This is a genomic window from Pseudorhodobacter wandonensis (genome assembly GCF_001202035.1).
In the GTDB taxonomy this organism is placed as follows: Bacteria; Pseudomonadota; Alphaproteobacteria; order Rhodobacterales; family Rhodobacteraceae; genus Pseudorhodobacter; species Pseudorhodobacter wandonensis.
This window is the reverse complement of sequence record NZ_LGHT01000023.1, coordinates 24,545-37,646: the sequence shown is the minus strand read 5'-3', so window position 1 is coordinate 37,646 and position 13,102 is coordinate 24,545. Positions and strand designations below refer to the sequence as shown.

Sequence of the window (13,102 nt, the reverse complement as noted above, 5' to 3'; positions counted from 1 at the left end):
GGCTAGAACGGGCCCCGATAAAACGGTGGTGCAATGTATAGGTGGCGTCTTTTTTGCCAAATGATTCTGGCCTTTTGCTTAGCTTTTTTCAGTTCTTCAGCTCAGGCGTCTCCGGCCTCGCTATGCGAAGATGCCGCTCGATATGCATCGCAAAGCACGGGAGTACCACTTTCGGTATTGCGCGCTGTCGCGCTTGCCGAAACCGGGCAAACCAAGTTTGACAAAGATGACTATTCAGCTTGGCCTTGGACGGTCCAATCCGGCAATAAAGGACATTGGTTCGACAACGAAAATGCAGCGATCCAGTTTGTTCAGTCATTGATGGCCGAACAAAGAACCAACATCGACATCGGTTGCTTTCAACTTAACATGCGGTGGCACAGGCAAGCATTTCAAAACCTGAATGACATGTTTTCACCAAGAAACAATGCGCTTTATGCCGCGCAATTCCTGCAAAAACTGTACAGCCAGACCGGCGAGTGGCGGGCCGCAGTTGGCCGCTATCATTCTTCTGATGGCGACCGTGCCGAGGCTTATGTTCTTCGCCTTAAACGGTTGTATGAAGCGCATCTCGCAGGGCAATCGGCACCTATTCAGTTACCACCAACACAAAGAAACAGACCACCCCAGCAACGCTTTGGCCTTTCGGGCGCGCTCGGCCCGCTACTTCTGATTTCAACTGAGGCACGCCCATTGCTTGGAGGGCGGCCATGAAGAACCTGACAATCAAAACGATTTTTCAACCGACGATTCTGCTCGCGCTCGCGCTGATGGCCGTCATTGTGATGATGGTCTTGCCGGTCCCCGCCTGGATGCTTGATATAGGCTTGGCCGTCTCTTTCGCCCTCGCAATCTTAATGTTTACAGTAACGCTGTTTATCCAGCGTCCATTAGAGTTTTCTGCCTTTCCTACCATTCTGCTGGCGTCTCTGATGCTTCGCCTCGCGCTCAACGTCTCTTCGACAAAGTTGATCATCGGCCAAGGCCATACCGGAACCGGGGCGGCAGGCAAGGTTATCGAAGGCTTTGCAAATTTCATCATGGGTGGCTCGGTTTTGTTGGGCGTCGTGGTCTTTTGTGTTTTGCTGATCGTGAATTTCGTGGTGATCACAAAAGGCGCAGGTCGAATGGCCGAAGTGGGTGCCCGTTTTGCTCTTGATGGTATGCCCGGCAAACAGCTTGCGATCGACAGTGATATGTCGGCCGGTGCTATTGATCACGCCGAAGCCAAAAGGCGGCGTGAGAATGAGTTGGCGGAAACGAACTTTTTTGGCTCACTTGACGGTGCCTCAAAATTTGTAAAAGGCGATGCCGTTGCAGGCCTGTTGATCACGCTGCTGAACATTGTCATGGGGTTGATAATCGGTACTGTCGTTCACGGAATGCCAATCGGGCAGGCCTTTGAAACCTATGCGATATTAACGGTAGGGGATGGGTTGGTCAGCCAGATTCCTGCCGTCATCATTTCGATAGCGGTGGCCCTGCTTTTGGCACGGGGCGGACAGACCGGTGCCGCGGATGTGTCGTTCTTTGAACAGCTTGGCAGGTACCCCGGGGCATTGGCCACAGTTTCGTTCTTGATGGCGCTCTTTGCATTGGTGCCGGGGCTTCCGTTTTTGCCATTTATCTTGGGCGCTCTGATTTTGGGGGCGGCGGCCTATTGGGGGGCCGAAGCAGCCAACAAACCAAAGCCCGAGGCGGAGGAGAGCGTTGCAACGCCAACCGAGCGGCGTATGGGGGATATCCTTGATTTTGATGACATTCACATCGAGTTTGCGCCCGACCTTGTTGCGATGGTTTTGGATCCTGCAACGGGGCTTGATACCCGCATCGCAAATATGCGCAACCATATTGCTAGCGCTTTTGGCCTGATTCTGCCTGAAATCAGATTGACGGATGAGCCATCCTTGCCAACTGGAACCTACCGCATTCGCTTGCAAGGCGTTGAGCAGGTGCGCGACAAGTTGTACTATAACCGCGTACTGGCACTGCTGTCAGACGGCTTGCCGGTACCCGAAGGAATGGACGTACGCGAACCGGTCTATGGGGCCCCCGCAAGGTGGATTCCGCCGGATGCCCAGGAACAGGCGTCCATTCAAGGCCTTACGGTTGTCTCGCCGACAGAGGTGCTTGCGACCCATTTGCTTGAAGTGCTGAAAAACAATCTGTCGCGCCTGCTGTCTTTGCGTGGTTTACGCCGCCTGCTGGAAGAGTTTGCCAATTTGTCGGACCCGGTGCGCGCCGATGCAAACAAGCGCCTTTTGAACGAGCTGGTACCAGACAAAGTTCCCATCGATATGCTGCTAGCCGTTTTACGCCTTCTGTTGGAGGAACGGGTCTCTATCCGGAACTTGCCGCTCATTCTTGAAAGTATTGCCGAAGCGCGTTCGGCAGGAGCGCCAGAAGTTATTTGCGAGCACGTCCGACAACGGCTTGGCTTTCAACTCGTGGCAGCCTTACGCCGCGAGGATGGGACAATTCCGCTTATTCAACTGGCCCCCGAATGGGAAAAAGCCTTTTCCACCTATCAGATTGACGGCGAAAAGGGTCAGCGCGATGTAGCATTGCCACCCGATCAGTTTAGCCGACTTGCAAATAATCTGGCGGAAAAACTGAACAAGGCGGCTGAGAGCGGCTTGCATCCTGCCTTTATCACCTCGACCCTTCGTCGTCGTTTTCTGCGGACAGTATTGAGTGCCAAAGGCCTAAACGCGCCGGTGCTTTCGTATGAAGAAATCGGCCTTGAGGCCCGACCCGCTATGGTAGGCCAAGTACCAATATGACCCAGTTGCTCAATCTTCTGACCCAGGCAAGCGGATACACCGAACACTGGGTTTGGGTCATATTTTTGGTGTTCCTGCGTGTTGGGGCTGCTATGGCATTGCTGCCCGCTTTTGGTGAACAGGCTATTCCGCAAAGGGTTCGGTTGGCCATTGGCATTTGTTATACGATGGTCGTTTTGCCGATCGTCGCAGATCAGGTCGGACCCTATAGCGGCACGTTTGCGGGCCCAATTGTCGTTGAAGTATTGGCCGGTCTGGTTATTGGCATCGGGATGCGGCTATTCGTACATGCCCTGCAAATTGCGGGCACTTTGGCAGCACAAGCAACTTCGCTTTCGCAGCTTTTTGGCGGGCAAAGCGGTGAACCGCAACCTACAATGTCGCATCTATTTGTGATGACCGGCCTGGCCTTGGCTGTCAGCCTTGGGCTCCACATCCGTATCGCTGAGCTCTTTGTCTATTCTTACCAAGTCCTGCCCCTCGGCGTTTTGCCCAGCGGCGAGGATATTGCAAGCTGGGGTGTTTCGCAGGTTGCCAACGCGTTTTCACTGGCGTTCCAGATGGCATCGCCTTTTATCGCGGCCTCGCTCATCTATAACATTGCGCTTGGGGTGATAAACCGGGCGATGCCGCAACTGATGGTTATTTTTGTTGGGGCGCCGGCCCTTACGCTTGGCGGGCTTATGATGCTGGCGATGGCATCGCCTCTTTTGCTACAACTTTGGCACATGGCTTTGCTCACTTTCCTCAATAACCCGTTTGCAGGTGCGCCATGAGCGACGAGCAAAGCCCTTCGGACAAAGAACACGAAGCCACAGACAAAAAGCTGTCCGACGCACGTGAAAAAGGCGAAATTCCGCGGTCGAATGACCTGATTACTGCGGGAGCCTACTTGGGGTTTCTTTTGGCAGGGGCGGCACTTGGCGCAAGCATGCTCACAAAATCGGGCGAGGCCGCAGCAGCAATACTTGAGCAGTCCGACCGCCTTTCGGCCGTGTGGACAAAAGGTGCGGGGCGCAGTGTTTTTACCGTTCTGGCCACAGTGATCGGCCCGGTTGCTCCATTTTTTCTGATACCTTTTGCGACCGCCACGCTTATGATTCTCGCGCAGCGTGCCATGATATTCACGCCGTCCAAGCTTGCGCCAAAGCTGAACCGGATCTCGCCAATTTCGGGTATTAAAAATAAATTGGGCCGCAAGGGACTTTTTGAGTTTTTCAAAAGCTTTGTGAAACTGCTGATCATTTCTGTTCTGTTGTTCAGCTTTTTAAGCCATCAAGCCGATGACCTGTTGCGCATGATCTATTTGTCGCCGGCGGTTTCCATCGCGATGCTGTTTGAAATTGTCATCCGTTTTCTTGCCATCATCGCCATGCTTGTCCTTGCAATTGGTGGGATCGACTATTTTTGGCAACGGGCAGAGCACTTTAGGTCAAACAAGATGTCGCGCAAAGAGCTGATGGATGAGCATAAAAACGCGGAAGGCGACCCACACACCAAAGCAAAACGGCGCCAAAGGGGGCAGGAAATTGCGACGAACCGCATGTTGCAAGATGTGCGGACAGCTGACGTTGTAATCGTGAACCCGACGCATTTTGCAGTTGCGCTAAAGTGGGACAGGCTTTCCGGCCGCGCCCCCATTTGTGTCGCAAAAGGGGTAGATGAAATAGCGCAACGTATACGCGAACGCGCAGCAGAAGCCGCCATTCCACTACACTCTGATCCGCCTACGGCCCGTATGCTTTTTGCATCGCTCGACGTCGGGCAAGAGGTACACCCTGACCATTACCGCGTTGTCGCGGCCGCAATACGCTATTCAGAATCCATTCGTCAGCGAAAGACTGCGGCGCAGCGGGGGCCAGATTGAAAGATGTGAAAAACCTCAGACGTCTTAAGGCGCTGTCTGACCTTATCTTAAACCAGCATCTTGCCCGCCTGCGCGCATGTGCAGAGGCGCGAAACCAAAGCTTGCAACGCCTTAGCGATTTGGTTGTAGAACCGGATGATCAACTTGGTCCGTGTGCTTCGGCAGCGGCAGCATTTCAATATGAAAGGTGGGCAGAGTTACGGCGATCCGAACTGAACATTCTTCTTGCGCGCCAGACGGTTGCTTGGATGGGGGCACGCAAGGACGCAGAAGTAGCCTTTGGGCGCTCGGAAGTTTTAAGAAAACTTTAGCCAAGTTGTGCTTATTTTTTGCGGCAAGGGCTGGGAAACCGACCAAAGCGAACAACACTTAGCGCGACCACCAAAGGTTCAGCGACGGTCTTTTGCGCCGACAGGCTGCATCAAATAAATTCTTCCTTTAGCCATCGCAGAAACAATCAAAACTGATGATTTGAGGAACGGCTTTGAAGAAAGCGTGGTCGGAATGCTTGCGCCAACCCAAACGGTGTTTTGCGTTAATCTTGATGCGCCGGCTCGACCGGCCGGTCATATTGATGGCGTTCAGACACCGGAAACTCTGGCAACCATGCCTCGCGGCGCTGTGTCCACAACTCGTAACTTGGCACGAACTGGTTGGGGGCGTCAAAGGCACCGAGATGGACCTCGACCTCATGGCCACTGATGGAAAATACAGGCGAGCCGCAGCGCGGACAGAAAAACCGCCCCTTATAACTGTGCGTTACGCCAAAGACAGTTACGTCCGTCTCATGAAATATTGCTGCGGCGTGGAACAGTGCGCCGTGGTGCTTTCGACAATCAAGGCAGTGGCAAATGCCAACACGGTTCGGCTGACCGGTTGCAACAAAACGAACGGCACCGCAAAGGCATCCCCCTGTAAACGTTTCCATTCTTCACCTCCTTTCAAACCTTGATTGATGCCGGATTAAACCAATGGCGCTTTGGGCGAAGGCTTGACGGGCGCTCTGCGTTCCCATTGGGCTGTCATCTTTTGATTTAGCCATGCAAGGCCAACCAACGACAGCCCTAGCCCCATAAAAGAAAACACCCTAATCAAGCCAGAAAGGCCGGACATATCTACCAAGAACACTTTCGCAACAGTCAACGCCACACCTGCCATCGCAATCTTGCGCACATTATCGGACCGACGACTAAAGGCTAGCGCCAGCAACACAACCGAGGCGACAAGCATGGCCAGCGTATAGCTGTACAGCTCGGGGTCAGTAAAGCCGGGAACCGACAAGTCGGTGCCACGCCAGAGGCGGCGGATCTCCATTCCGACATAGCACGCAGCAAACGCGCTTGCCACGAGGGTGAAACCGATGCGCAAGAAGCGGCCGAGATGGGTAATCTTCCACCCGGCAGCTGCGAAAACCACGCAAAGAGGCAAAAACGCCAGTGCAAGGCTATCTAGAACCGGTGGCCCTTGAACCAATTCATTATAGCCGAACAAAGGGTTGGAAACAAAGAGCAGCACAAACTGTGTTCCCGCGGCTGCCAAACCATACACCCCTGCAACAATGGCGCGAATGATGGTCATCATCTTGCCGCCCATTTGCATCCGGTACAGCTGGTTCAGCGCCAAGGCGCACCAGATTGCCGACATCAGACCCATGACCCAATGGCTATCGCCTGCCTCTCTTGGCGCCACGCGCAGCAGGGTGACAGCAAGAAATACGCCAAGTATGGTCCAACACGCGCTTTCCAGCACGAGCGCGGTTTTCAGGCGTTGACCGCGCGAGATCCACCATGCGGCGGCCAGCAGTGCAAGTGTGGCAAGGAAGGCAAAAGCCACCTCAAAATAAGCGATTTCATACAGGTTGGCGGTATAATCCCAGCCCAAGGCCCAGTCAAACCCGGGCCAGACCACAAGCCGGAACGTGATGATCGCAACGGCGATCTGCACAAAATAGCTTAACGGCGGCATTGGGGAACGGCGATCCAACAGCGCCGTGCCCAGCACCATGACCGCCAACGCCACTGTCAACGCCGATTTTGTCAGCACAAGGAACACAGCCAGTGTGATCAGCGTCAGCGCACCTACGGCAAACAGGCCCATGCGCAATGGCGCGCCCTTATCTGCGGCTTGGGCGCGTAAGGTTAGCAGAACCGTCAAGCCCGCCATCGCTATTGCCGCAAGCGCCCATTGATATTGCCCCAGCACCGCTCCTGGTGTCCACAGGAACTCTAGGATAATCAGGGTTGTTGGGGCAAAAACCGCAGCACTAAAGGCCCAAAACGCGGAGCTGCGGCTTACTGCAGCGCTCTGCACTGCGCTTTGCATCCGCCAAAACATCAACAACGTTCCAAGCGCACCAAGCCCTGCCAACACCCAAACCGTCATCGGTACAGGGTTTGCAACCGGCGTTGCCTCGCCCACCGCAACCGTGATGCCGGCCTGTTGGAATTCGCCCAATAATGGGCCGTAATTGCTGCCCTCAAAGGCGAGAATTGCCAGAAACGCAAACCCGGGGAGAAGCACGTGATCATACAGCGCGGGCGCGTCACGCGTCCACAGCGTTGTGCCTGCAATCATTAGCGCCAATGTGAATACCGCCAGCCAAACGGTATCAGGCGACTGGGCGTTGGCGGCCACAGCAAGCGCAGCAATTGTGACGGCAAGCGTGGTACCAAATGCCATGCGCGTCGGAAACTCGGGCCGCAGTTTGCCCCGCGTTACCGCGGCATCTAAGAACGCAGCCCCTGCTTGGCGTGGAAATAGCCCGCGTTCGGGGATGGCAAGGACCGCGAACCAAGTTATCAAGCCGCCCGCAAGAAAGTGCAAATCCGCAACCCGATCGAGCCACAGCAACCACGAGCCTGCAATCGTCGCCACCAGGCCCAGCACCGAAATCCAGGCCCAACGCTTAACCGTATCAATTCCCAGCGCGACCATAGCAACAATGGCCAGATAGTAGTGAACCATCCACGCGTTGTCGGAACTGCTGCCGGTGATGAACGGCGCAAGTGACGCCCCCAACACACCCACCGCCGCCAGAACCGGCCCGTAAAACCAGCCCAAAACCAACGCGACCGCCGACACGACGCCAAGCCCTGCAAAGCAGGTTAGCGGGTCGATAAGGCCGTAAAGCGCGCGGGCGGCGAACACCGCCACATAGAGCACAACAATGCCCGCACCAGACAGGGTAGAGGGCAAAAACCGTGTCGCGCCCACCGCATCGCCATCTTCAAACTCATCACCGGTTTTGCGGCGAATATACTCGCCCCCCGCGATCAGCGCCGCACCAAACGCCAATGCCCCTGTCACCCGCCAGAACGGCGTCAACAATCCATTCTCGATGCCATATTGCACCATGAACACGCCGGCCAGCACCAAGGACGCAGCCGCGATCGCCAGAACCCAGTTTTCGCGCAGCCATGTCATCAACTTACTGATCAGATCAGTCCTGAACACAAAAGCTACAGGCGGCAGCACTTCGTCCGGCGCGGGCTGTGGCGGCGCTTTGGGCCAGAATTGCGGTATCGGCGCCTGTGGGGGCGCAGATTGCAGCTCTTTCGCCGCCTGAGGCGAAATCGTCGCAGCTTTCGTTTGCTCACCCTGCGACGAGCTGGACTTTTCCTGAAGCTCTGATTGCAATCGCACTATCAGCTGCTCTAATCGATTGACCTTTGATTTCAGGCCAAGATGCGAAAAGAATAAATAGGGAACAAGCAGTACGACCAGCAATGCTGCGGTCCCTGCAAAGATGACCAACATCTCTAGCTCATCCATGCTGCGCCCTGCCTATCCCCCAAAATGCCTAACGGCGCGGCTTGCCGGTCCAAGTCGCCAGCCATGCCTTAAAGCGCGCCCAAACACTATCGGCGGTCTCATCAAGCTCGTCAATCGTGTCGCCGATGCTTTCCAGTGTCGGGTCAATCGTGCGCTCGCGAAACTGCGCCCACATCCGCCACAGTAAAAAGAGCACGCCAGACAACACAATCAAGAACAGAATGTTGAACCATGGAATAATCCGCACATCAGGCCCATCGACCACCTTTACCGAAACTGCGTTCGGATAGATGGTGAAAAACTCATTGCGCCAACCGTAATGCGTGATCGATGCCCAAATCGGGTTTGCCTTGTCGTTCGAAATCAAAGCCTGCGCTTCGGCTTGCAGGTTGGAACTGTCCAATTTGAAATACGGTGGCCACCCCCAGCCGGTATCTTCATTGCGATAAACGATTATTTTACCATTGGCTTTTTCAGCATTGATAAAGCGCACATCGCGGTTGGTCCCTGCCGCGGTTCCCACGTCTGGGCTGGCCCAAAAGAACGAATTTTCGCCAAAATCAATGCGGCGGTTTTCGGTGCCAACGATCCGCACAATATCATGCTGGGGCAATGTGTAGTGAAAGAACGAGAATAGCAAAACTGCTATGATCGTGAAAAATGTCCATTTTACATAGCGCATTGGCGGTCCCTCAGGAAAAATTCAATAGATAGATTGCGGCTATCACGGCCAGCGTCGGGAGAACATAGACCAACCAAATCAACTTTTTACGCAGACCCTTTTCATAGGCGGCCATACCCGAGGCGATAAACTCCTCTCGGTCGCCGGGGCTCTGCGTGGCATCCCATTCTTTTTCCAGTTCTTCGCGCTGAACCGATCGCGAATAGAGGTTCAGCAAAAAGAACATGATCGTCATGCCGATAAAGCCGAACAGCATCAGGCGAAACAATCCAATCATTTGCGGGCCTTTCGAACGGCGCCCCACGGGCCGACCAGATCGGCCATCGTTGGGCTGGGTTTCGGTTCGGAACGCTCGGCCTCATCCATGCCCGGCTCGGCACCGAACAGGGCAGCACGCGCGCCCGCCTTATCCACTTGATACTCTCGTTCCAGAAAATCGGCAACATAACCGCGTTTCCGGTCGGACCATCTGGCATAGCTGGCGTAGAACAATTCTTTGTGGGTGATGAACATCTGCCGCACGTCCAAAGGCGCAAGCTGGCTGAGCAACATGTTAACCAAATCGCGGTCTTTGTGCGGGCGCGAGCGCAGCGTGTAAAAATAGGCAGGGTGCTCGGACGTAATCCGCGGCCAGTCACCTCCGCCTTCTACCCATGCCAAAAGCCGCGCAAGCCCAAGGAATTCTTGCGGCAAGTTCGCGCCCAAACGCTGCGCGATTTTACGCAAGTCATTTCGTGTCGCATGGCCAAGATCAAGGTTCAGCGCATCTGCTGCCTCAACCAGAATGAAGTCCATTTTCTGGCGCAGCACCGCCGCACTGTCCATGCCGCGTGCCTTGACAATCGGCTCGACCAGCCCGTTTTTCTCCAGCCAGTCCGCGATCATGTTGCGCTGGCTCAGGTCCATCACCTGGTCAATCGGCAGCGTGCCAAGGCTGTCACGCGGCAGCACCGAAATCACCGCCGGAAAACTGGCATCACGAAACACGTACAAACCGCCGAAATGCGAGGTCCAGAAATTCGCTTGTTCGAATGCCATCTTGGGCAGGGCAATCGGTACCCGCGTCACATCACCGGTCTTTTTCGCCAACCCGATCATCTCGGCTATCAAAACATCATCGCGCCACCCGGTTGGTTCAGTGCGAAAACGCTCAATCATCTGGCCCAGTTTGGCCGCATCGGCGACATGCCCGCCAATCGTGTCGCCTTCTACCGTAATTCGGCGAATATCCAGCAATCGCGAGGGGTTAGATACCTCATACACACTGTTAAACAGCTCGCCAGCCACGGCATCGCGGGCAGTCAGGGCAAATAACTGCGCCTCATTCGCCTCGATAAACTGCTTTAGCACACCACGCGATGTCGAAAACGTCACGTTCAACAGAGGCGCGGCTTTCTGCGCTGTGGTCAGCAAAATAAACTGCCGATTGCAGCCGTTGGGGTTAAGATAACGATCATCACCCAATTCGTCACCGATCTCGGGCGAAAACCCGGAAATATCAATGTGAAAATCTGTGAGAACTGTGCGCTTGCCCGCCAAGTGCTCCAGGGCGCGGTTATAGCGTTCAATCAGCGCGGGCGAAGAAACCTCGACCAGATTCCCGAACATCAGCCCCTTTTGGATAAGACGTTTCATGATCGGCCCCTCTCAGTCGTGGCCTTTACCAAATTGGCACGGCGGGTGAATGCAAATAGGTACCACGGCAACCAGAAGATAGCCGAGAAACCTGCCAACCCTGCCGCCTCCCAAAACCTCGGCTTCAAGTCAGCCATGCGGTCAGGATTCAGCGCAAACAACACCGCAACCGCCACACTCCCGCAAATGAGTATCCCCATCATCCGCGCATGGGACGGCCCTTTGTCAAACAACATCGCGGGACGGGTTACAAAAGGCACAACGGCAAAGGTGATAAAGACAAAGCCCGCAACAACAAGCAAAGCAAGGACCAAAATGTTCATTAAAAACACCCCCTGCTTTCTTTTCGGCTAAAATATCCTCGGGGGGGTCTGGGGGGGCAGACAGCCCCCCCAGCGATTGTCACAAAGACCATCATGATCCCTTCCCCTCCAAATACCGCCGCTTGGCCTCTTCCTGCCGTCCAAAATCTCGGATCATGTTCGAAATGGCCACCTCGTCCGACTTGTCGGCATAGCGGAACTCTGAATCCGCATAGCGGTTGATTTCTTGCACAACCATCTCAACGGTGATCGGCTGCTGCATACCCTTAATCATCGCCAGCTTTTCGTCATAGCCCTTAAACAAAAACAAGTCCGGCTGTTCCATCCACTCATCCGGCAGTTCAAAATCCATCGCCCGCACTTTTACAGCATCGGTGATGTTCTTGATCGCCCGGCCGGTAAAGCGCGGGTCGGCCTCTTGAATCGCCTTCAAGTAGGTGCCCAGTTTAACAATCGTGTCCAGCCGCCCAATATCGCGGCCCACCTGGTCCCATACTTTCAACAACCCGTCTTCATGCGGGCGGGAATGGCCCTCAAAGCTGGCGGCGACGGCGCGTTTCATTTCTTGGGCGGCAAATAAATCATGGTCACCCACCGGGATGTTATGGTTTTTGCCCATCAGCAGGGCGAGAATATCAATGTAGTCGTCGCGCGTTTGCGGCCCATCGACCAAGAACCGCGCACCCGCCCGTTGCCGCAGCGCATCATCGACATTTTCGGGATAATTGGAAAACATCCCAAATGTACAGTTGCCGCGCACCACAGTATTCGCGCCTGCAAAGGCCTCCATGAACACGGCAGTCACCTCTTGCTGGCCTGCGGATGATTGCTTGTCGCCGCGCTTGCCCGCGATTTGGTCGATATCGTCAATCGTCCCGAACCCGATCACCGCAGGGTCCAAAACATTGGTAATAAAGGCTTTGGCATTTTGCCCCGATTTGCCTTGATAGCTGTCGATCTGGTCAATCGAAAAGTTCTGATAGCGAAACGGATAGCCCGCTACCTTGCAGTAATCATTCAATAATCCTGCCATCATCTGGATCAGCGTTGTCTTGCCTGTTCCCGGTGCGCCATCACCCATAAAGGTAAAGATAAACCCGCCCATTTCGGCAAAAGGGTTCAACTTGCGGTCAAAATCATAGGCCATCAGCATCTTGGCCAAACGCAAGGATTGGTATTTGGCGATATGGTTGCCCACCACCTCATTCGGCTTTTTGAACGTCATCGTCAGCGCCGTGCCGCGCGCAGCCAGTGCCGGCTTGAAGCCCGCAATCGTCAGCTTGTCGGCCTCGACCCGCCAGCTTGCCGCGGTAAAGCCTGCAAGCCGTGGCGCATCTTGGCCGCGCAGTGCCACCGCAGCCATAAGCTGCTCGGCATAGGCCAGAACCGTTGCAACAAGGCTGGCGTCATCGCTTGCATGGGCGGCGATGGTTTGGTCCAATTCCCACAACGCGCCATGCAAGGCCAGCGGCGCGTTATCGGTCAGAATTTCCTCCACAGGGCCAATCTCGGCAGTGCGTTCATTCGTTTGCGGGGCTAGCAAAAACGCGGTTGCATTGCCAAAGGTATAAAGCACCGCCAATGCCTCGGCAGCCAACAGCTCGGTAAATTCGGCCTTACGCTCGGCAGGCAAACGGCCTTCTAGATTTGCTTTTTTCAGCTCTACCAGCGGCGTTTGGCGCGCAAACTCTTGCCCTACCGCCAGTGCAATTGCCAAGGCCCGACGCAATGCCTGCCCCACCGTGGCCTGAAGTGCCGAAGTCAGCGGGTCGTCATCATCCTTGTCGGCGATCCGGTCCAACAGGCGCACCCCTTCGGCCCGCGCAGTACTGCGCGTCACCAAACCCGGGGTCGTAGACCGAAACCTGCGCCCTGTGGCCGCCACACCCGGCGATTTTTCAGGTGCCACGGCCGTGTGTCGTGCAGTGCCGATACGGGGAGAGTGATCCACCCCCATCAGCATTTCGGTCGCCGCGCGGTAATGCGATTTAATATCGTCTTCGCGCAGTTCCATCGTGTCACGTGTGGTCATCTTGGCACT

General features: G+C 55.1%; 12 protein-coding genes. 5 read left to right on the top strand and 7 right to left on the bottom strand.

Features of this window, described 5'->3' with window-relative positions:
• The first annotated feature begins 60 nt into the window (after positions 1–60).
• Genes AKU79_RS03265 through AKU79_RS03245 form a run of 5 tightly spaced genes read left to right on the top strand, consistent with a single transcriptional unit; the run spans position 61 to position 4,961 of the window.
• Positions 61–714, top strand: coding sequence for a transglycosylase SLT domain-containing protein (locus AKU79_RS03265; protein WP_197087212.1), 654 nt, complete (start codon positions 61–63; stop codon positions 712–714).
• Positions 711–2,783 carry a flagellar biosynthesis protein FlhA gene (flhA, locus tag AKU79_RS03260; RefSeq protein ID WP_050522150.1) on the top strand — a complete coding sequence of 691 codons (2,073 nt, stop codon included), beginning with the start codon at positions 711–713 and terminating at the stop codon, positions 2,781–2,783. Before AKU79_RS03265 ends, flhA begins: the two co-directional genes overlap by 4 nt.
• Positions 2,780–3,559 carry a flagellar biosynthetic protein FliR gene (locus tag AKU79_RS03255; protein WP_050522149.1) on the top strand — a complete coding sequence of 260 codons (780 nt, stop codon included), beginning with the start codon at positions 2,780–2,782 and terminating at the stop codon, positions 3,557–3,559. The genes flhA and AKU79_RS03255 overlap by 4 nt, the downstream gene beginning before the upstream one ends.
• Positions 3,556–4,650: an EscU/YscU/HrcU family type III secretion system export apparatus switch protein gene (locus tag AKU79_RS03250; protein WP_050522148.1), complete on the top strand. Its 1,095-nt coding sequence runs from the start codon at positions 3,556–3,558 to the stop codon at positions 4,648–4,650. Before AKU79_RS03255 ends, AKU79_RS03250 begins: the two co-directional genes overlap by 4 nt.
• Positions 4,647–4,961 (top strand): hypothetical protein, encoded by a 315-nt coding sequence (locus tag AKU79_RS03245; RefSeq protein WP_050522147.1) that lies wholly within the window; start codon positions 4,647–4,649, stop codon positions 4,959–4,961. The genes AKU79_RS03250 and AKU79_RS03245 overlap by 4 nt, the downstream gene beginning before the upstream one ends.
• A 224-nt stretch (positions 4,962–5,185) precedes the next feature.
• Here the strand turns inward: AKU79_RS03245 and AKU79_RS03240 are convergent, their stop codons facing one another.
• From AKU79_RS03240 to AKU79_RS03210, 7 genes are all read right to left on the bottom strand, one after another.
• Positions 5,186–5,578, bottom strand: a complete 393-nt coding sequence (locus AKU79_RS03240; RefSeq protein WP_050522146.1) for a GFA family protein — start codon at positions 5,576–5,578, stop codon at positions 5,186–5,188.
• A gap of 35 nt (positions 5,579–5,613) precedes the next feature.
• Positions 5,614–8,421: a DUF2339 domain-containing protein gene (locus tag AKU79_RS03235; RefSeq protein ID WP_050522145.1), complete on the bottom strand. Its 2,808-nt coding sequence runs from the start codon at positions 8,419–8,421 to the stop codon at positions 5,614–5,616.
• Positions 8,422–8,449: 28 nt separating this feature from the next.
• Positions 8,450–9,103 carry a DUF1523 family protein gene (locus AKU79_RS03230; RefSeq protein WP_050522144.1) on the bottom strand — a complete coding sequence of 218 codons (654 nt, stop codon included), beginning with the start codon at positions 9,101–9,103 and terminating at the stop codon, positions 8,450–8,452.
• 10 nt (positions 9,104–9,113) lie between these two features.
• Positions 9,114–9,380, bottom strand: coding sequence for a hypothetical protein (locus AKU79_RS03225; protein WP_050522143.1), 267 nt, complete (start codon positions 9,378–9,380; stop codon positions 9,114–9,116).
• Positions 9,377–10,738, bottom strand: coding sequence for a DUF6638 family protein (locus AKU79_RS03220; RefSeq protein ID WP_050522142.1), 1,362 nt, complete (start codon positions 10,736–10,738; stop codon positions 9,377–9,379). The genes AKU79_RS03225 and AKU79_RS03220 overlap by 4 nt, the downstream gene beginning before the upstream one ends.
• The gene (locus AKU79_RS03215; protein ID WP_050522141.1) at positions 10,735–11,061 is read right to left on the bottom strand and encodes a hypothetical protein; all 327 of its coding nucleotides are present in this window, start codon (positions 11,059–11,061) and stop codon (positions 10,735–10,737) included. The genes AKU79_RS03220 and AKU79_RS03215 overlap by 4 nt, the downstream gene beginning before the upstream one ends.
• 91 nt (positions 11,062–11,152) lie before the next feature.
• Positions 11,153–13,093: an AAA family ATPase gene (locus AKU79_RS03210; protein ID WP_050522140.1), complete on the bottom strand. Its 1,941-nt coding sequence runs from the start codon at positions 13,091–13,093 to the stop codon at positions 11,153–11,155.
• Positions 13,094–13,102 lie beyond the last annotated feature (9 nt).